The sequence below is a fragment of the Pseudotabrizicola alkalilacus genome, from assembly GCF_003443995.1.
GTDB lineage: Bacteria > Pseudomonadota > Alphaproteobacteria > Rhodobacterales > Rhodobacteraceae > Pseudotabrizicola > Pseudotabrizicola alkalilacus.
The window spans coordinates 45,419-65,918 of sequence record NZ_QWEY01000018.1 but is presented as its reverse complement, the minus strand read 5'-3'; the positions used below and the strand labels follow the sequence as shown (position 1 = coordinate 65,918).

Here is a 20,500-nt window from a genome sequence, read left to right as displayed (position 1 = left end):
GCATCAAAGACGTCTTGCCCGACAACGTCGGACCAAGCAGAACATTCATCGTCCCCTTTCGCAGCGTCAGACTGGTCGGATGAATATGCATCCGCCCCTCAACCGACCGTGATACATTCTGCAGGTCAAGCATTCTGGCCCCCCTGCGCCCAGGCCCCGGCCAGCGCCTGTGTGACTGCGACATAGCGCGGGTATTTGGCAAGATGCGCTGCTCCACGCTGCGCGTCGGGTTCATGGCGGCGACCGACCCGGCTCATGGCGGCGATGGCTGCCGCCAGCGACGGATGCGCGCCCACGCCCGCCGCAGCACAGATCGCCACGCCAAGGGCCCCAAGCTCTGAGGAGGCGGGCACCTCGACCGGCAGGCCGAGAATATCGGCGAACATGTCTGACCAGACCGCACTGCGCGACGCCCCGCCTGCAAGACGAATGACCGAAGGAGTTGCAGCATCCGGACCGGACAAAAGACGGTCGATTTCAATTTTATGAGCAAAGACAATGCCTTCGAGCACAGCCAGCATCACATCGTCAAAGCTGTAGTCAGCGGTCAACCCCAGCAATCCGGCCGGTGCGCCACAGGGTCCGCCGAACAGGAACGGAAAGAACAGCGCCTCGCGCGGTTGGCCGGCCTTGCGCTGCACGGCGGCATTCACCATGTCATAAAGCGTGCCCTGTTGATCGGGTGGTAACGTCCCCCCGTGTGCAAGAACGGTTTTCACCAGCCATTCCAGATTGCTGGCCGAAGTTGCGGCACCTTCGGTTGCCAGATAACCGCCCAGAGGGAAGGGGCTTTGCAGGAAGGGTTGCACTGTCTGGCGGGGCGTGGTGTGCAAGGTGGAGTTGATGCTGAAGGTGCCCGCGACCACGCTCATCTGACTGGCCTGAGTCACCCCCGAGGCCATTGCCGCTGCCGTCACATCGACAGCGCCGCGCACCACTGGGGTACCTTCGCGCAATCCGGTCTGCGCTGCGGCTTGGGCGCTGATATGGCCGACCACCTGATCTGATGGGCCGATTTCAGGTAACCGGCTGATCCAGGCATCCAGTCCCAGAAGATGAAGCGCGTCGGTCGCATAAGTGCCGCGTGTCACATCAATCAACCCGCCAATGCCTGCGTCGGTCGGGTCGGTGGACATGTCGCCACAAAGCCGCGTCCGCAGAAAATCCTTGCAGAATGAGATGCGGAAGGTGCGGTCCAGCGCCTCGGGTTCGTGACGCTGCAGCCATGCCAGCAACGCCAGGCTTTGCCCTGGCCAGACGCGTTGCTGGATCATGGGCTCGATCTGATCGGCAAGCCCGGCGGCCTGCCATTCGGCGACCAAAGCCGCTGCGCGGGTGTCGGTTGACACGATGCCGGGCCGCACGGGGTTGCCGTCGCGATCCAGAAGATAGAGCCCGCTGCCGTAGCCGGCGACTGAAACCGCCGCAACGTCACCCGCAGCCCGGCCAGACAGAGCCAGCACTTCCTGCATGGCTTCACTTGCGGCAAGCCACATGGCATCAGGATCACGCTCGGTCCAGCCGGGATGCGGAAACCTCATCACGTTTTTCCGTCGTGCACAGGCCAGCTCTTGCCCCGAAAAATCAAACAACGCAGCTTTGGTCATGGTGCCGCCGGCATCAATGCCGATCACACAGTTTCCCATGTATTCCCCCCTGTCAGGACCGTCGGGCTCCTCTTCCCTCAGGCCTCAACTTGTAATGATGAGTTTAGGCTAAAGGAGTTTAAAAACCTGTCAAGAGATCACTTCTGCAGCGCGGGTATGCGGTATATCTATAAAAATCAGTTATTTAAGCCAAAGTATTGAGGATCATCAAAAGCGCGCGCTACCAAAGTCGCATAACTTGTAATAATAAGTTGCCAGATGGTGATGCCCCGGTACACTGACTATTGCAGATACCGGGTGAGGAGGCCCCAAATGCGCGACAGACAATCCCTTTTAAACAGGCTGCGCAGCGGCGAAGTCCCTGACATCCTTATCATAGGTGGTGGAATCAATGGCGTAGGTGCCTACCGAGACCTCGCGGCGCAGGGCATTCCGGCGCTGCTGGTCGAGGCAGAGGACTTTGCATCCGGCACCAGTGCTGCACCTTCGCGGCTGATCCACGGTGGGCTGCGTTATCTGGAAACCGGCGAGGCGGCTCTGGTGCGCGAATCGCTGACCGAGCGGAATCTCTTGCTGAAGAATGCCGCGCATCTTGTGCACCCCCAGAAATGCTGGGTGCCACTGCGCAGCCTGATGGGCGGCGCTGTCTCGACGGTTGCGCGGTTTCTGAAACTGACCCGCACACCTGGACCAAAAGGCGCAGTTCCGGTCAAGATCGGGCTGATGCTGTATGACGTCTTTGGCCGGGCCCATCAGACGATGCCGGACCACAAGATGTTCACCGCGCGCGAGGCCCGTCGACAGGTGCCGCCGTTGGCCACCGATCTGCGTGCCGTTGCACAATATTACGACGCCCGCATCACCCATCCTGAACGGTTGGTGATGGAGCTGGTGGCAGATGCCGAGGCTGACTGTCCGGACGCCTTGGCTGTGCCCTATGTCGCCGCGGGCAAGCAGGATGCCGGCCGGATCACCCTGCATGACCGCCTGACCGGCGAGACGTTCGAGGTGACGCCAAAGCTGGTCGTCAACGCGTCCGGCGCCTGGGTCGATACTGTGCAGCATGATCTGGGCATCAACAAACGGGTGATCGGGGGCACACGCGGATCTCATCTTGTGGTGCGCGATGCGCAACTGGCTGGTCATCTGGGCGACCGGATGCTGTATTTTGAAACCGACGATCATCGCGCCTGTCTGATCTATCGGCTGGAAGATGACAGGTTGCTGGTGGGCACCACTGACATTCGCAGCGACAATCCGGATGACAAGACCTGCACCGAGGCCGAAATCGACTACATCTTTGATGTGTTGCGCCCGATCTTGCCAACCGTCCGGCTTACGCGCGCGCAGATCGTGTTTGCCTTTGCAGGGGTCCGTCCCCTGCCGCTCAGCTCTGACGGGGCGACCGGGGCGATCAGCCGGGATCATCGGCTTGATGTTCACGAGCCGCTGCCTCAGCGCCCGTTTCATCTGCTCACGCTGGTCGGAGGAAAGTGGACAACCTATCGCGTTTGCGGTGAACAAATCGCAGATATGGTAATGGACAAACTCGGCCTGACCCGCCAGCGCAGTACCACAACCCTTGCCATCGGTGGCGCGGAAAAACTGCCGCGCGACACGGCGGGCAGGGCCGCGTGGGTACAGGCCATGGCGCAGGACAACGGCCTGACGTCCGAACGCTGTGCCGCATTGGCACAACGCTATGGCAGTCATGCAACGGTGGTGGCCGGGCTGGAGGGCAAGAGTGCAGAGCGTTATCAGGCCGTCCCCGGCTACACTCCGGCCGAGATTGGCCTGATCTGTCGCAGCGAAAGGGTCACCCGATTGACCGATATCCTGCTGAGGCGCACTCTGATGGGGTTTGAAGGTGGCATCACTTTGCAAGGACTGGACGAAATCGCCGGAACCGCCGCCCATGAACTGGGTTGGGATCAGCGCAGAACCTCCGAAGAGGTTGCGCAAGCGCTGGAACTCTTGCGCGGGCGACATCGGATGACTATTCGGTAAAGCCACCGTCAGGTGGAGGAAGGAAAAGTAGCCGATTGTCCGATGTTCTTGCCAAAGGTTTTGTTGATCGTCTGCGTCCGACCAATCGGACAGTGACCGCACCGCTATGGTCTCAGGTAAAATCCGCCCTGACGCGGTTGATCCGGGATGAAGGCTTGCAAGAGCATACCAAACTTCCCTCCGAAGCAGAACTTTGCACCCGGTTTGATGTCTCGCGCACTGTGGTCCGCGAAGCGATGGCGCAGATGGTGAATGAGCGTCTGATCTACAAGCTGCAGGGCAAGGGCGCTTTTGTTGCCGGGCGACGCGAAGAGCAGGATTTTGTGGGCACCACTGTCGGCTTTTCAGGGGAACTGGCCGATAAGCACAAAGAAGTTTCGCGCCGTATCCTGCTGCAACAGATCAGCCTGCCCTCGGCCCGGATGGCGAAAATGATGCGGATCGACGAGAGCACGCCGATTGTACGCGTCGACCGGGTGTTGTCGGTTGATGGCACGCCACGGATGATTGTCCGCTGGGCCATGCTGGAAGCGGTGGTTCCGGGGCTTGATACCGTGCCGTTGGAGAACCGCTCGCTCTACGATACAATCGCACGTCAATACGGCATTCAGCTGAACAAGGCTGAACGTTGGATCGAGGCGTCCGGGGCCTCTGCCGATGATGCCGCGTTACTGAAGATCGCTGTCGGATCGCCACTGCTGGGAATCGAATCGGTGGCGGCCAATGCGCAAGGTCAGACAATCGAGTACTATACCGCGCTATACCTCACCGATCGCTCGCGGCTGCATTTCACGATTTCATCTCCTTCGATCTGAAGGACGACCGCAAGGTTTTGGGTATGCAGAATGCCTGGCACGTTCTGCGGTGAGATGGTCAACATGCGTGCCGGTCGCGGCGCATCTCTGGCCAGAAGACAGCTGCGATGGCGTCCACCAGGTTTATTGTAACGATAAAAGGCTCGTTGGCGTTTCGCGTGACGGCGCGACGAGCGGTGCGGGGTAGGGGTGCGGCGTCAGGCCGATTTGTGGAGCCAGACGGGGGAACTGTCGCGGGCGATCCCGAGCAGATCGCGTGTGGCTTCAGCTACGCCACTCCCTTGCGCGCGCAACGGCTGTGGCAAAGGTTCGCAGGTCCGCGCCGGACACCGAAGCCGCGGGCGTGAAAGTCTGGCCTCCCATCCGCGCCCTGCTTACATCCTGACCGCACAGTTCGGCCAGACCCAAGGCGGTTAACTCGTGCATTGGTGCCACGCTGATCGCACGTCCCGCTGCCGAAGCGAGAAATTGGGTGAAATAGGCGCTTTGCGACACACCGCCGTCGATAGAGATCGTCGGGCCCAGACTGACGGCGCAGCTGGCCTCCTCGATCAGGCCGACCGTCAAAAGCGCGATCCCCTCCAGAACCGCGCGAACCATGTCGCGACGGTCGGTGGTGTGGTCCATGCCGATGAAAAGGGGGGCCGCCAGACGATCCCAGTGCGGGGCGGCAAGACCGGACAGGGCGGGCACAAAAACCAGCCCGCGCGAGATGGCAGACGGCCCGTGAAAGCTGCCAAGCTCGTCAAGGGTCGAAAAAAGCCCGATCCGGCGGGCCCATTCCAACGCAGAGCCTGCGTCGTAGACGCCGCCTTCAACCGCAAACAGGGCGGGCTGGCCCTGACGCTTCCACGCCAGTGTCGGCAACAGACCTTCGACCGTCGGCGGCTCGCTCCCTGTCAGCGCCAGAAGAAAAGCTCCTGTGCCAAAGGTGATCTTGCAGTCGCCGGGGCGGCGCGCGTTGTGGCCGTAAAGTGCTGCCTGCTGGTCAACGATCGAGGCCCGGACCGGCACGCCGCCAATCGCGCCAAAACCGGCGTCCACCGCCCGGATCGGCGGCAGACATTCGATTGGGACGCCGTGCAGGGCGCAAAGTTCGGCGCTCCATTCCTGCGTTGCCAGATCCATCAATCCGGTGCGCGAGGCGGTGGCGCAATCCGTGGCGAACACGCCCGCCAGCCGGTCCAGAAAAAAGGCGTCGGTCGTGCCAAGCCGCAGGGTTCCCTTTGCTTCGGCGGCGCGCACCGAAGGCATGTTCTGCCGCAGCCACGCCAGTTTCGACGCCGAGAAATAGGGGTCCAGCGGCAGACCACATATCGCTTTCGACCGTTGGGCATCTGCTGCTGGCCGCGCGGACAGGCTGCCATGCGTGCGGGCATCCTGCCACACGATCACCGGGGAGAGTGGCGCTTTGGTCTCTGCATCCCACGCAAGGCAACTTTCCCCCTGATTGGCCAGACCGATCGCGTCAATATCCCCCGCCGCCGTCAGGCAGGTGCGGATGTTGCGGATCAATTCTTCGGCGTCATGTTCAACCCAGCCCGGCTGCGGGTGGTGCTGACCATGCCGGTGGCTGGCCGCGATCTCCCAGTTTCCGTCGGCGTCGATCACAAGCGCACGGGTCGATGTGGTGCCCTGGTCAATGGCCGCGACCCGCATCAGAGTGTCTCCCGGAATGAGAAATGGACATGGTCCGCCTGCATGGCCTGTTTCGGGATGGGCACAAGGATGCGACGTTCCGGCATCCAGCGGTTTTGCAGGCGGAACACGGCGCGGCCATCCAGTTCCAGGGCGATCTCGCCGACGACCCGGCGCGTGACGCGCAGTTGGAAATCCTGCATACCTGCCATACCGCGCTGCAAAAGCTGCGGCACGACATAGCGCAAAGGCGGGTCATGGGTGACAGGGACGGTTGCGGTTTCTGTGCCTCTCTGCAAATCCGCAGCGATGGCCTGACCAATGCAGCGCCCTTCGCGGAAAGCCCAACCGCACGTTTCAACCGGCCTAAGCAGATTGCCCGCCGCGTAGAGCCCCGACGCCAGACGCCCGGTCTGGTCAATCGCGGGTCCAGCCGTGTCGGGGCAGAGCGCAAGGCCGGACATCTGCAAAAGCGACGCTTCCGGGGTGAAGTGCCCGGTCAGAAGCAGGCCGTCGCAAGCAATGACCTGTTCCTGTCCGGCCCGCAGAATGCGGACCGCCTCAACCCGGCCCTTGCCGATGATGTCCAGCACCTGTGTTTCGGTGTGAAAGGGAATGCCCAAAAGACCCGGAAACCACGACAGGGGGGCACGGACCAAGGGGCGGGGCAGGGTTTCAATCACAGCGACAGGGCGAATGCCGTGGCTGCGGCAGGTCAGAACGGCCGACAGCGTCACCAGTTCCGATCCCAGAATCAGCGGGCGTCGGAAAGGGATCTTGTGCTGGAATGCGATCATCGCCTGCAACGTTCCGGTGGTGATGACCCCGACCGGACGGTCCCCCGGCAGCATCCGGGCTGAACGCGGCTTTTCCCGCGCGCCTGTTGCGATCAGGATACGCCGCGCCTTTAGCGACGTCAGGCCATCGGGATTGGCGATCTCCAATTGGCCGCCCGGTCCGATCCGCGTCACCGACTGGTGATAGCGCAGCTCGACCCCGGCGCGGGCGGCTTCGGTTTCCAGCTTTTTGCCATAGGCGGCACCCAGGTAGATGCGGCCGAACTCGCGCATGCCAAAGGGAAAGTGACTGCAATGCCGTGTGGCGCCGCCCAGACCCGCTTCGCGTTCCAGCAGTATCACCGAATGCCCGTGGCGCCGCAATTCCAACGCCGCCGCCACGCCCGCAGGTCCGCCCCCGACGATTGCCACGTCCACGGTCATTCCGCGGCCCCCTCGCAAGACAGCGGACAGGCCAGGTGCCCGGCGGAAATCTCGGCCAGTCGACCCTGACAGTAAAAGCCCTGACACCGGCCCATCCCGGCGCGGGTGCGACGCCGCAGGCCGCCATAATCGCCGGGCGGCACGGGCGAGGTCAGGCAAGCCTCGACCTCCCGCCGCGTGACCATCTCGCAGTGACACAGAAGTTCGCCATGGCCGGGCTGCTGCCAGTCGCGGGGGCGGGTTTCGGTCAGGTTCGGTACGGTGATAACGGGAGTTTCGGTTGGCTTGAGAAACGGCTGTGCAAATGCCGCATGCAACCGCACCGCATGTTGAGCCAACCCCAATGCCGCGCTCAGGCCGGTGGACCGGATGCCGCCCAGCACAATCGCGCGGCTTTCTGGGTGGCTGGAGACGCGGTAATGCTTCTTTTCGGTGCCGGGGCGCAGACCGGCGTACACCGCCGTCACCTCGATACCGGCAAGGGGTGGCACCAGTCTTTCCCCATGCGCCTTCAACATCTTCAGCGTTGTCGTCTCTACGGTGGCGCGATGGCGGTCCTCCTGCTCTTCGGCGGTCGGGCCAACCAGCACATTGCCAAAAGCCGTCGGGCAGATGACGATGCCCTTGGTGATTTCGTTTGGAACCGGCAGCAGGATTTTTGGCACATGAACAGCGGCCGCCTTGTCAAGCACGACAAACTGTCCCTTGCGGGGCCTGATGGTGAAATCCACAGGCAGGCCCAGCCGTGCGTTGATCTCATCCCCGAAAAGCCCCGCGGCATTGACGACTGATGCCGCGTGAATGTCGCCCTGGCTGGTTTGCAAATGCCAGTCACCCGCAAAGCTGCCGGACAATACTTCTGTATTGCGGCGGAATTCGGTGCCCAACGCCACCGCCTCGGTCAGATAGGCCAGCGGAGCGGACCACGGGTCGATCACATGTTCGCCCCGCACCTCGACTCCGGCGAGCAAGGCTTTCGATAGGCCGGGAACCGCCTGCCTCGCCTGAGGTCCGGTCAGAAGGCGCACCTCGGATATGCCGTTCTCATGCGCCTGTGCCACAATGGAGTCCAGCCGGGCCGCCTCATGATCTGCCCAGGCGCAGACCAAAGCGCCGGTTTCCACAATCGACAGCCCAAGTGCGCTATGGATGTCCAGATATTCCGCCCGTCCGGCCCTGATCAGATCCAGCTCAAGACTTCCGGGCGGCGCGTCAAATCCTGTGTGCAGGATTGCGCTGTTGGCTTTGGAGGCCCCCGATAGAATATCTGCCCCCTTTTCGATCACCACGACCTTGGCACCCTCACGGGCAAAGCGGCGTGCCACCGCACAGCCCACGACCCCGGCCCCGATAACCGCCACATCAAAGCGCGGCACTTTGGGTTTGATCCGGGGCAAAGGCATGTGCTTTCCAATCAGAGGTCGCCGGGGCAGATAACGAAATCGTCTAGACCCTGATGCCTTCAAAAGCGGGCTGACGGACCGACCAAAACGACGCAAGGATTCATCATTGGGTGACTGCGAGTCCAGACCCAGGATCTAGGTCTGCGCGCCGGCAGGGTGTTCAGAAGTATCAGAAGGTGCCTTATCGGGCCAGAAGCGGACGCCGGGGCGGGCGAGGCCACCGCCAAGCGCAAGCACCGTGCCATCAGCGCGCCAGCAGGCGGCTCCGGTCTGGGTGTCGTCAAATGCAATCGCATTCATCCCCCCGCCAATATGCGGAACAACCTTTACCGCGTGGCCCAAAGCCTCAAGCGCAGGCTTTTGCGGGGCGTAGCCTTCTTCCAGCTCCACCTCCTGGCCCTGGGTCCAGATCCGTGGGGCCTCGACGGCCTCTTGCAGGGTCATGCGGTGGTCGATCAGATTGACGATGGCCTGCATCGCCGAAGGAAAGATGCGCAACCCGCCCGGCAGGCCCAGGGCAAACACCGGCTTGCCATCTTGCAGCACCATCATCGGGGCCATCGAGGTGGGCACCCGTTTGCCCGGCACGATGGAAAGCGCCTTGCCTGGGCGCGGATCGAAGTTTGACATGTAGTTGTTGGGGATGATCCCGGTCCCCGGCACCACGAACCGCGCCCCGAACAGCCCGTTGATGGTGTGGGTGGCGGTGACAATGTTGCCATCCCGGTCAGCGACGGTGATGTGGGTGGTGTCCTGACTTTCGCGACCCGGCGCAAAGGGGGCGGGCTGGCCTGCACCGCTGCGGATCTGCGCGCGGCACGCGGCGGCGTAGGTTTTTGAGGTCAGCCGCGCCACTGGCACATCCACAAAGGCCGGATCGCCGGAAAAGGCGCGGCGGTCGGCAAAGGCGATGCGGATCACCTCGGCCAACAAGTGCAGGCCCTCGGTCGAGCCAACGCCCATCGCCGCCACGTCGTATCCTTCGAGCATGTTGAGCATCTGAGTCACATGCACCCCGGATGAGGCCGGGGGAGGCGGGCCTGCGATCTGGAACCCACGGTAAGTGCCGATGATCGGTGCGCGGTCAACCGGGCAGTAGGCGCGCAGATCGTCCAGTGTCACCCAGCCCGCATCAGGCCCGCCTGTTTGCATGCGTGCCGCCAGTGCTGCCCCCAGCGCGCCACCGTGCAAGGCGGCAGCCCCCTCCTGCTGGATCAGGCGCAGGCTTTGCGCGTAGTCGCCCATCACCATCCGGTCGCCGGGGTTGAGGGCCGCGCCGTCGCGCAGCACCAGCCGCGCCATTTCGGGGTCGCGGCCCAGCTCCGCCTCGGACTCCCTGATCGCGCCTGCCAGATAATGCGTGACCACAAACCCGCGTTCGGCGAGCCGGATTGCAGGTTCCACCACATCGGCGAAGGGCAGCTTGCCAAAGCGCGCGTGCATGTTGCACCAGCCCGCAAGGTTCCCCGGTACGGCAACGGCCGAGGCCCCGCTCAGGTTGCGATTGTCTTTGGCATCCATGTAGTGCGCCGGATCGTCTGAAACCGGCTGATAGATTTCGGGGTGCATCGACGCCGCAGCTGATGACAGCGCATCGATCACCAGATGTTGGCCATCGGCCAGCCGGATATGCGACAGCCCGCCGCCCGCAATGCCGACCATCATCGGTTCAACCACGGTCAAGGCCAACAGGGCGGCCACGGCGGCGTCAATCGCATTGCCCCCGGCGGCCAGCATTTCCGCCCCGGCCGCCGATCCAAGCGGATGGTTGGTCACGACAACGCCCCCGCTGCCACTGGCGGGCGATTTTTCGCAGACAAATGGCAGGTGCGGGCGTGTCATGATGGCTCTCGGGTTGGGACGATGCGTGTTGGGGCATGGCCGGAACCAGAGGCTCCGGCCAGAACAAATGCATGGATCAGGCCAGCTTTGCGAGAACTTTGGCCGAAGCCCCGGACAGATCGCCCAGTTTGACGCCGGTATCGCGCACGCTGGCTTCGCGGTCTTTGCCCCTGATCTGGGTTTCGATCGCTTTGCGGGCCTCGGCTTCCACCTCGTCCGGGGACAGCACGACAACGCCGCTTTCATCCGCCAGCACCGCGTCACCCGGCATCACCACGGTATTGCCGACAGACACCGGCACGTTGATCGCCCCGCCCAGATCGTAAATCCGGGTGGTGATCGGCGAGATACCCCGGCACCACATCGGGAAATCTGATGCCTCGATCTCTTCCAGATCGGTGCAGGGGCCATCGACAACCGCACCGACCGCGCCCGCCGCCTTGGCGCCAACGGTCACGCCGCCGCCCCAGCAGGCGTAGCGGTCATCATGCAGGCGGTCGACAATCACGAAATCACCGGGCCGGATCAGGCTGAGCAGGTGATGCAGCAGGGTGGAATCGGGGCCGGGAATGGCGATGGTCACTGCGGTGCCGACAACGCGGCGACGCGGGATCAGCGGCTGAATCTGACGGCTGAGAAAGCCGAACTGCCGCCAATGGCCCAGAGTTGCGGTTTCGCATTGCGCCAGAAGGCTCAGATGTTCCGCCGGGATCTGCGTTGGCATCGGTTTGATCTTGTAGGTCATGTCAGGTCTTTCGATGGTTAATACAGGAAATTCAGCGCCCGAAGGCTTTGGCAAAGCCGACGCTGCGTTCGACCACCAGCACGATGGCCAGCGAGATCGCGATCAGCAGCACTGCCAGAACGGCGACCATCGGATCTGTCCGTTCATCGACATAGCGATAGATCGCGACCGGCAGGGTTTGCAGACGCGGGCCGACGATGAACAGCGACAGCACGATTTCGTCAAACGACAGGATCGCGGCAATGGAGCTGGAGGCGATGACGCCGGGCATCAGCCGGGGCAGCGTGATCTGCATGAAGGTTTGCAGCGGACGCGCCCCCAGCGTCATCGCGGCCTCTTCCAGATCCGTGCCCAGATTGGACAGGGTGGTTTGCAGAATGCGCACTGAAAACGGCAGCGTCATCACCAGATGCGCCAGCACCAGCCCCGGATAGGTTGCCACCAGCCCGGCAGGGGTGAACACCATCAACAGGCCCAAGCCCAGCATCATCGCAGGCAGCACCAGCGGCGCCAGGATCAGATTGCGGATCAGCGTGCGGCCCGGAAACTCCATCCGCACCAGCGCATAAGCGGCGGGCAGGCCCAAAAGCAGGCTGAGCACCGCCACGATCAGCGCGATGATGGCGCTGTTTTTCAACCCGGCCATAAAGGTGGCGTTGCCCAGAACGGTACTGTACCACTTTAGGCTCCAGCCCGAGGGCGGGAACGACAGATAGCTGTCGGCGCTGAACGAAATCACCAGAATGATCAGCATCGGCAGGAAGATAAAGCCGAAGATGGCGATCACGTAGGCCCGGCCAAGAATGGAAAGCAATCTGGTCATGTCAGCGTGTCCTTGTCATCAGGCGGACCAGAAGTGCGGTCACGAGCATGGCCACCAGAAACAGCCCCAGCATCAGGAAGGACAGTGCCGCGGCGGTCGGCCAGTCGAGCGACATCAGCGCAAGGTCATAGACCTCGGTTGCCAGCAGGAACACGCGCCCGCCCCCCAGCAGCGTTGGCGTGATGAAAGACGATACCGACAGCACAAAGCCGATGGTCAGCCCCGCCACGATGGCGGGCAGGCTTAGCGGCAAGATGATGCGCAGAAACACGATATGGGGCGGCGCGCCCAGCGACATGGCGGCATCGTCCAGCCGACGATCCAGCTTGCCCAGACCCGCCATGATGGTCAGAAACATAAAGGGCATGATGCTTTCCGACAGGCCGATGACAACGCCGAAGTAATTGTTGACGATCCGCAAGGGTGCGGCGATCAGCCCAACGCCGAGCAACAGGTTGTTCAACAGCCCGTCGTCGCCAAGGGTGATCATCCAGCCGAATGACCGCACCACTGCCGAAATCAGCAGTGGCGATGCCGCCAGCACCGTCAGCGGCGTCCGCCAGCGCGATGTCATCCGCGACAGGAACAGCGCCATCGGATAGGCCATCGCCAGCGCCACCAGCGAACAGGTGACGGCCAGACGCAGGGTTCGCCCAAGCAGGTCCAGATAATAGGTGTCGTTGAGGATCTTGATATAAGTGCCCAGACTGACAGCCGGGATGATCGCGCCAAAATCAGACTCGTTCAGCGACATGCGGAACAGCCATAGAATTGGCGCGATGAACGACACCAGCAGCACCAGCAGCACCGGCGCAAGCAGCAGCCATGGCGTCAGGCGATTGCGCCCATCAGATGCGGCAAGGGCGCTCATGATGCAAACAGCCGCATGTCGCTTGGCAGCCAGTCCACGGTGACGCGCGCGTCAAGATGGGCCAGTGCGGCATCTGGGCTGTTCGGGCGCAGCTCTGCAATCAGGGTCTGGCCGCCATCCAGCCTGATCTCGATCTCGATCATACTGCCAACAAAGACGCGGCGGATAACCGTGCCGGAAATTTGGTCAGGCGCAGGTGGCCTCAGGCGGATGGCATGGGGGCGGACCATCGCGGCGACACTGTTTCCGGTGGCACTGTTTTCGGGCACATCGGCAGGAAGCGGTTGCGGCAGGGTCTGTCCGTCGCACGTCAGGACAGGCTGGCCGTCAACGAGGGAAAGTCTGGACGCCAGATTGTTCGCCCGCCCGATGAAGTTTGCAACGAACGGCGTTGCGGCGCGATCATACACGTCGGTCGGGGTGCCGATCTGCTCCAGCCTGCCCGCATTCATCACGGCAATCCGGTCGCACATCGTCAGGGCTTCTTGCTGGTCATGGGTGACGAACAAGGTGGTGATGCCGGTGCGCGTCTGGATGTCGCGGATTTCAAAGCGCATCTCGTCGCGCAGGCGGGCATCAAGGTTTGACAGTGGCTCGTCCAGCAGCAGGATCTCTGGCTCGATCACGATGGCGCGGGCGATGGCGACGCGCTGTTGCTGACCGCCGGACAGCTCTGACGGCCAGCGGCTGCCATAGCTTTCCAGCCGGACGGCGCGCAGGGCTTCGGCAACGCGGGCGCGCTGGTCTTCTTTGCTGACCTTACGCAGCCGCAGCCCGAACGCCACGTTCTGTTCAACGGTCATGTGCGGGAACAGGGCGTAAGACTGGAACACCAGACCCAGATTGCGCTCCCACGGGGGGCGCGACACGATATCCTGCCCGCCGATCATGATCTGGCCCGAGGTGGGGGCCAGCAACCCTGCGAACATGCGCAGGGTTGTGGATTTGCCGCAGCCGGACGGACCGAGAAGGCCAATGAACTCGCCCTTGGCAATATCGAATGACAAAGCGTCCACCGCAGGCCGGGCACCGCCATAATCAAAGGTCAGCCGGTCAATGCGGATATGCGGCGGGGCGGTGTCAGCCAAGGGGGAAGGGCGCAGGGTCATGGGTCCGTCCGTTTCGTTATCAGTTGCCGGCCGAGATGATCTGGCGCTTCCAGATCTGGTTCCACTCTTCGGATTTGGTGGCAGCCCAGGCCCAATCGAGCGGCAGGATCTGCTCCAGCTGGCCAGCTACGGTGCGCGCGGTGGCCTCTGGGCTGACGTCGGCCTTTGCGTTGACCGGGGCATAGAACATTGCTTCGGTAAAGGCGGCCTGAGCTTCGGGCGACAGGGCGTAGTTGATGAACGCCTTGGCGGCGGCCTCATTCTTGGCACCTTTGATCAGGTTGATCGTGTTGATCTGCAGGATGGTGCCTTCCTTGGGCAGAACCACGTCCAGTTTGCCCGCAGATTCATCGGCATAGTATTGCGCGCGGGCGTTCCAGCCCGTCGCCAGTGAAACCGTGCCGTTGATGACCAGTGTGTAGGAATCGGGCTTGGGGTCAAAGGTCTGCACGGCAGGCGCCAGTTCAGCCAGTTTGGCGGCCGATTGCTCCACCGACTGCGTATAGTCTTCGCCCAGCATCGCCGAGGTCATCACCATCAGGCCAGAGCCAAGGATCGAGGGCATCGAGGTCACGGCCAGCTTGCCCGCGTATTGCGGATCCCAGAGCACGGAAAGCGAGTCCGGTTTGGTGGTGATGGCCTCTGTGTTATAAACCAGCACGAGGTTGTCAAAGGTGACGGCGGGACCAAAACCTTCTTGCACGGTCGCCTGTGGCAGCAGGTCGGCCAGGTTCGGAATGTCGGCGACCGAAAGCGGCGCAAGCAGCTCTTCCTTGTTGCCGATCAGCGAGGTCGATACGTCAAAGATCACAACATCCGTCTGCACATCGCTGGCCTGCGAGCGCAGGTTGCCCAGCATCACCGACGACGCGTTTGAGGCAAAATAGTTCACCGTGACGCCCGGAAACTTCTCTTGAAATGGCTTGATGACGGCTTCGGTGTATTTGTCCTGAAAGATGCCGGAATAGGCCGACAGCGTGATTTCGCCCGATACCTCGGTGGGCTGCGCGTGGGCTGTGCTGACCAGCAGGGTCGTGGCGGCGAGGGCGCAAAGAAGGCGTGATGTCATGTTAAAGCAGGCTCCTGTTGGATGAAGGCTCTCCGAAAGACCGGAGTTGCCGTTTCGGGCGAGGTACGGAGTGCCCTGACAACCACGGCGCAGCACGAAACAGGCCCCTTGCGGTGGCTGACCGTGCGCTGGCGAAGGTCGGGCGGATCACGTGCCCCCGGCCGTAGTCGGGGCAAATAGCATTTTCTGCGGGCTTCGGTTGGCCCGGTTGATACCCTGATGCAACGGTTTTCCGCCGGGGATGTCCAATCGAATTTTTTTTACAAGCGCATTAAAAAAACTTTGGATGGGGCTGTGAAGAAGATCATGTAATTCAATGAAATCGCTATGAAGTTTGTTTAATGTCTTTCAGACGCAAGAAGCCGGCCCCAAAAAGGGGCCGGAGGTGGGGAGCGTTATTTTGATACTGGTCGTTGCAGGTCTGGGTGCCTAGTAGCCCCGCTTTGCGTCCGCCAGATCGGCCACGGTGCCCGCGTCCTCAAAGGCGCGGATATTTTTGGCAACGATCTTGCTGCCTGTCGGTGCGTCGATCATCGAGGCGACATGCGGGGTCACCGTGATGCGCGGATGGTCCCAGAACGGATGATCCTTTGGCAGCGGTTCGACATGAAAAACATCCAGCGTCGCCCCCGAGATCTGCCCAGACCCCAGCGCATCAATCAGGTCACTGTCCACCATATGCGACCCACGTGCGGCGTTGATGACGCAAGCCCCGCGCTTGAGCCTGTTGAAGGTGTCGGCGTTCAGAATGCCCAATGTGCTTTCGGTCAGTGGCAGCAGACAGACAAGAATTTCGGTGCCTTCAAGAAAGGCGCCGAAAGCTTCGTCGCCTGAATAGATTGTGACGCCTTCGATGGTCTTGGCAGAGCGCGACCATCCCACCACGTCAAAGCCGATCTGTGCCAGCAACTGCGCGGCGGCGGCACCAAGGTTCCCCAAGCCCATGATCCCGACACGCCGCGCGGGCGCGGGGGGCACGATGATCTGGTCCCACAGATGGGCAGCCTGATTGGCCTGAATCTGCGGCAACTCGCGGTGGTGGCGCAGAACATGCAGCGCGATGTATTCCTTCATCCGCTGTGTCAGATCGGTGCCCACGGTGCGGATGATCGGCACATCCTGAGGCAGTTCCTTGTCCGCGAGCACATGGTCGATCCCCGCGCCCAGCGACACGATGGCCTTCAGATTGCGAAACGGCGTCATGGCCCCGGTGGCTGGCCGCCAGACCACAGAATAGGTGATGGAGTCAGGATCGGGCACCTGGTTGATGGGATAGATATCCCAATCCGGCATCAGATCGCGAAGCATCTTGCACCACCATTCGGTCTTGTCATTGGCGGGCAGGGAAACGGCAATGCTCATCGGGTATCCTTGGGCGTTGTAGCGCGCGTGCAGAGAGGCGCTTGAGAGTTGTCTTTATTCAGCCCACGCGGCACGGCAGCGTCAAAGCAAAAATTCTGGTCTGGTCCATAGAAAGTTTTTATGTGAAAATCATGGCCATGCACGATAGACCTCCCCCATGAACTTCAAACAGCTTGAAGCCTTTTACTGGCTGACCCGTCTTCAAAGCTATCAGCGCGTGGCCGATCATATTGGCCTTACGCAACCAGCTGTTTCTGCGCGTATTTCCGGCCTTGAAGAAAGCTTTGGCGTACAGCTGATTGATCGCTCGCAATCCGAGTTTACCCTGACGGAACAGGGCCACGAAGTCGCCGAATATGCCGAGAATTTCCTGAACCTGAGCGAGACTCTGACCAGCCGGTTGAAGGCCAAGCAAAAAAAACGTTATTCAATTGGTCTGGTTGCAATGGTCAGCCAGACATGGGGTGTCACGTTGCGGCGCAAGATCGCCGCCATGCCCGATGCCCCGCTGGTAGACTTCTATGCCGGGGGAAACGTCGATCTGCGCCCGTTGGTCAAATCGGGTGCGCTCGATATGGCTTTTGTGACCGGCGAAGCGGGCTTGCCGCAAATTCCGAACAGCTTTTCGGTGTTGTACCATGTCGGTTGGGCGGCCCGGCCCGATGTTGTGGGGGAAATCCTGCAGCCCCTGACGCCGGATGAGCTGCGCGAACTTCCTCTGGTTCTGTATCCGCACACTTCGCCCTTGTTCGGCCCGGTGGCAGAGCTGATTGAGGAAACGCGTCGGCGGCCAAGTGCCCGCCACACCGGCAACTCTTTGGCGACGATCTGCGATATGGTCCGTTGCGGCTACGGCGCGTCTGCGGTGCCTTTGGCTGCGCTGGAGAATGACATCGCAACCGGCATGCTGGTCGAGATCCCGACGACGGTGCGATTGGCCCCGCTGGATATCCGCTGCGTTCACGTCAACAAGGCGCGCAAAGTGCAGACCGAGCAGATTTTCCAACTGGCCCGGCAGGCCGCCGAGGAATGGGCGGCCGCGCATCCGCGCTATGTAACGTTTCTGCCGCACTGACCATGGGTCGTGCCGCTGTCAGCTCGGGGACAGACAGGTTTTCAGCAGCGTGATCGGATGGGTGATCTGAACGCCCGCGCGCAGGGCCGTCTGACAGCGACAGGAAAAGCCGGTGGCCAAAATGATCTGATCTGTGCCGGTGACATGCCCGGCCCAGTTTTGCGCAAAAATCTTCGATGAGACCGCCTCATTCCGCACCTCGTGCCCCCAGGTGCCCGCCATGCCGCAACAGCCAGTTTTTGGCAGGCTGACCGTAACGCCGGCCCTGGCAAAGATGTCTGCCCAGAACTCGCCCGTGCCGGGGCGCAGGGTGGCTTCTGTGCAATGGGGCAACAAGGTTGCCCGCTGCCGATTTGCCGGGAGTTGCGGGATCCGGTCCGCGATACCGGCCAGCCACTCCTGCGGCAGCAGCACCTGCGGGCCGGGGGTGCCCAAAGCCTCGTGATAGTCGTCGCCGTAGCTCAGCGTGACGGCAGGTTCTATCCCGACGAGAGTCAGGCCGCTGGCTGAAAGCCGGTCAAGATAGTCCTTTTGCCGCCTCGCGGTGCGGCGAAACGCCGAAAGACGACCCAGCACATGCAGCGGCTTGCCGCTTGGATGATATCGGGCGATCCACGGCTGAAACCCCAGCATGGTGACCAGATCTGCCATATCCAGCACTAACTGCGGCTCGAAGAACCGGGTAAAGGCGTCGGGCACGATCACAACGCTGGTCGCAGGATCGGGCAATGTGGCGCCGACGGTGCGGATACCACGTTGCGCCAGCGCCCGCCGCAGGTTCAGCGCAGGCATCACCGGCAGATGGTGCAGGCCCAACCGCCGCATCAGCGCCGCGCCCGGCCCGGTGACCGCCAGATTGAACAACGGTCGCAACCGCTCTCCGAGCGGAAGCAGCGGCTCCAGTGCCGCCAGCGCGTGATCTGAAGGCGGGCGGCGGTGGCGGCGAAACCAGCTTTCCATGAATTTGACGCGGAACGCGGGCACATCCACCTGCGCCGGGCACCCTCTCGCACAGGCGCGGCAGGACAGGCAGCCATCCAGCGCCGTTTTCACCTCTGCCTCGAATTGCGGATCCGCGCGCCCCTCTGGCCCGCCCTGACGCAACCATTCGCGCACCAGACCGGCGCGGCCCTTGGGCGAATGCCGCCGGTCGCCGGTGGCCTTGTAGGAGGGGCACATTATTTCGGCAGCAGATTGGGCAAAGCAGGCGCCGTTGCCATTGCACGCCAGCGCCGGAGCAAAGGCAGCGCGGGTGGCGGGGGCGATCTGGCGGTCTGCCTGCCCCCGCAGCGCCACACCGTCGATCTGCATCAGCGGCGATTGATCCGGGGTTGCAATCTTGCCGGGGTTCATCTGGTTGCCCGGATCAAAAGCGCGCTTGATCTCTTGCAGAAACGGATACAGCGGGCCGAATACAGCGGGCACAAATTCTGAACGAACCCCTTTGCCGTGTTCGCCCCACAAAAGGCCGCCATGCTTGCGGGCCAGGGTTTGCACAGCCTCGGTGATCTTTCGGATCAACGGCTCTTGTGCAGGGTCGGTCAGATCGAGCGCCGGGCGGACGTGCAAGACCCCGGCATCGACATGGCCGAACATGCCGTAGTCCAGCCCCTCGGCATCCAGAATGGCGCGAAACCCTGCGATGAAGGCTTCAAGTTCTTCGGGCGGAACGGCGCAATCTTCGACAAAGGGCAGGGGGCGTTTGGGCCCGGCGGCTTTGCCCAGCAAGCCCACGGCTTTCTTCCGCATCGCCCATATCCGCCCGACCGCATCCCCGAGCGCCAGCGAATGACCGCGCCGCCCGTTGATCCGGTTGGCAAGCTCGGCCTGCAGACGGGCGATGGCCGCGTCAATCTGTGCCTGACTTTCGCCGGTGAGTTCGACCAGCGTGACACCCTTGGCATCGGTGTCGGGGAAGAATGCCGCCACATCGCGCCAGATCACATCCGCACGGGCCAGCCCCAGAACACGGCTATCAATCGTTTCGACCGATGTGGCCCCCATGGTCGCCAGCACACGGGCATCGCGCAGCGCCGACTGAAAGTCATCGTAAAAGATGTTCACCAGCGCCGACAGTTTCGGGATGGGCAGCACGTTCAGCCGGGCTTCGGCAATCAATGCCAACGTGCCCTCAGCCCCGCAGATCACCGCGCCCGCATCAATCCGGCCATCCGGGCGGCGGATATGAGCCAGATCATAACCTGTCAGGCTGCGGTTCATCTTTGGAAAACGCTCTGCAATCAGATCAGCCTGATCTGTGGCGATCCGGTGCAGGGCCCGCATAATCTCGCCCGCATGCCCCGGCATTCCGGGCAGTGCTTCGGGCGGGTGCGCGCCGGTGTGCATGACTTCGCCGCCGGGCAGAACAGCGGTCACAGCCAGTACATGATCACTGGTCTTGCCATACATGCACGACCCTTGACCACAGGCATCGGTGGAAATCATCCCGCCAATGGTGGCACGGGACGAGGTGGAAAGCTCTGGCGCAAAGAACAGGCCATAGGGGGCAAGGGCCGCGTTCAGGTGATCCTTGATGACGCCGGGTTGCACCCGCACCCAACGCTCGGCCGCATTGATTTCGAGTATCCCGGTCATGTGGCGTGAGCAATCGACCACCAGCCCCGCACCAAGGGATTGCCCGTTGGTGCCGGTGCCGCCACCGCGCGGGCGCAGGACGATCTGGCCAAAGCGGGGATCTGTCAGCAGCCGGGCAATGCGCTGCAGATCCGCCGTGCTGCGGGGAAAGGCAACGGCCTGCGCCAGCACCTGATAGATTGAATTGTCGGTGGCCAGCACCATCCGGTCTGACATCGCATCGGACAGATCCCCTTCGAAACCGGCGTTGCGCAAGGCATTCAGGAAATCCGGGTAAAGGGTCATGTCCGTCTTCTTTGCGATGCCGTCAGGGGCGGCA

15 protein-coding genes and 1 pseudogene are annotated in these 20,500 nt (G+C 62.3%); 3 read left to right on the top strand and 13 right to left on the bottom strand.

All coding sequences use genetic code 11. The features are described from left to right. Positions 1-133 (bottom strand): annotated as a pseudogene (locus tag D1012_RS23080) (ABC transporter ATP-binding protein); the annotation flags it as partial. Then, positions 126-1,646, bottom strand: coding sequence for an FGGY-family carbohydrate kinase (locus tag D1012_RS20980; RefSeq protein WP_118156085.1), 1,521 nt, complete (start codon positions 1,644-1,646; stop codon positions 126-128). The gene D1012_RS20980 and the pseudogene D1012_RS23080, both read right to left, overlap by 8 nt. 273 nt (positions 1,647-1,919) lie before the next feature. Here D1012_RS20980 and D1012_RS20975 point away from each other — a divergent pair, with 273 nt between their 5' ends. Next, the gene (locus D1012_RS20975) at positions 1,920-3,614 is read left to right on the top strand and encodes a glycerol-3-phosphate dehydrogenase/oxidase (protein WP_118156084.1); all 1,695 of its coding nucleotides are present in this window, start codon (positions 1,920-1,922) and stop codon (positions 3,612-3,614) included. Between the two features lie 35 nt (positions 3,615-3,649). After that, complete coding sequence (locus D1012_RS20970; protein ID WP_118156083.1) at positions 3,650-4,429, top strand: GntR family transcriptional regulator; 780 nt, start codon at positions 3,650-3,652, stop codon at positions 4,427-4,429. 264 nt (positions 4,430-4,693) lie between these two features. Here the strand turns inward: D1012_RS20970 and D1012_RS20965 are convergent, their stop codons facing one another. The 10 genes from D1012_RS20965 to D1012_RS20920 form a co-directional block, all read right to left on the bottom strand. Then, positions 4,694-6,088 carry an FGGY family carbohydrate kinase gene (locus tag D1012_RS20965; RefSeq protein ID WP_118156082.1) on the bottom strand — a complete coding sequence of 465 codons (1,395 nt, stop codon included), beginning with the start codon at positions 6,086-6,088 and terminating at the stop codon, positions 4,694-4,696. Beyond that, the gene (locus tag D1012_RS20960) at positions 6,088-7,287 is read right to left on the bottom strand and encodes an NAD(P)/FAD-dependent oxidoreductase (RefSeq protein ID WP_118156081.1); all 1,200 of its coding nucleotides are present in this window, start codon (positions 7,285-7,287) and stop codon (positions 6,088-6,090) included. The genes D1012_RS20965 and D1012_RS20960 overlap by 1 nt, the downstream gene beginning before the upstream one ends. After that, on the bottom strand, positions 7,284-8,690 hold the full coding sequence (locus D1012_RS20955) for an NAD(P)/FAD-dependent oxidoreductase (RefSeq protein WP_118156080.1): 1,407 nt from the start codon (positions 8,688-8,690) through the stop codon (positions 7,284-7,286). The genes D1012_RS20960 and D1012_RS20955 overlap by 4 nt, the downstream gene beginning before the upstream one ends. 135 nt (positions 8,691-8,825) lie before the next feature. After that, entirely contained in the window at positions 8,826-10,532 is a 1,707-nt protein-coding gene (ggt, locus tag D1012_RS20950; RefSeq protein ID WP_118156079.1) for a gamma-glutamyltransferase, read from the bottom strand. A 76-nt stretch (positions 10,533-10,608) separates the two neighbouring features. Further along, a complete protein-coding gene (locus tag D1012_RS20945; RefSeq protein WP_118156078.1) occupies positions 10,609-11,277 on the bottom strand; it encodes an RraA family protein in 669 nt (222 codons plus the stop codon). A 31-nt stretch (positions 11,278-11,308) separates the two neighbouring features. After that, complete coding sequence (locus D1012_RS20940; RefSeq protein ID WP_118156077.1) at positions 11,309-12,100, bottom strand: ABC transporter permease; 792 nt, start codon at positions 12,098-12,100, stop codon at positions 11,309-11,311. Between the two features lies 1 nt (position 12,101). Next, complete coding sequence (locus tag D1012_RS20935) at positions 12,102-12,971, bottom strand: ABC transporter permease (protein WP_118156076.1); 870 nt, start codon at positions 12,969-12,971, stop codon at positions 12,102-12,104. Beyond that, a complete protein-coding gene (locus tag D1012_RS20930; RefSeq protein WP_118156075.1) occupies positions 12,968-14,080 on the bottom strand; it encodes an ABC transporter ATP-binding protein in 1,113 nt (370 codons plus the stop codon). Before D1012_RS20930 ends, D1012_RS20935 begins: the two co-directional genes overlap by 4 nt. A 19-nt stretch (positions 14,081-14,099) precedes the next feature. After that, entirely contained in the window at positions 14,100-15,149 is a 1,050-nt protein-coding gene (locus tag D1012_RS20925; protein ID WP_118156074.1) for an ABC transporter substrate-binding protein, read from the bottom strand. A 429-nt stretch (positions 15,150-15,578) separates the two neighbouring features. Beyond that, a complete protein-coding gene (locus D1012_RS20920) occupies positions 15,579-16,511 on the bottom strand; it encodes a 2-hydroxyacid dehydrogenase (protein ID WP_118156073.1) in 933 nt (310 codons plus the stop codon). 157 nt (positions 16,512-16,668) lie between these two features. On the opposite strand from D1012_RS20920, the gene D1012_RS20915 reads away from it, so the two are divergent. Beyond that, positions 16,669-17,586: a LysR family transcriptional regulator gene (locus D1012_RS20915; RefSeq protein ID WP_118156072.1), complete on the top strand. Its 918-nt coding sequence runs from the start codon at positions 16,669-16,671 to the stop codon at positions 17,584-17,586. Positions 17,587-17,604: 18 nt separating this feature from the next. Here D1012_RS20915 and D1012_RS20910 read toward each other — a convergent pair whose 3' ends face one another. Then, positions 17,605-20,466 (bottom strand): FAD-binding and (Fe-S)-binding domain-containing protein, encoded by a 2,862-nt coding sequence (locus D1012_RS20910; RefSeq protein ID WP_118156071.1) that lies wholly within the window; start codon positions 20,464-20,466, stop codon positions 17,605-17,607. Between the last annotated feature and the right edge of the window lie 34 nt (positions 20,467-20,500).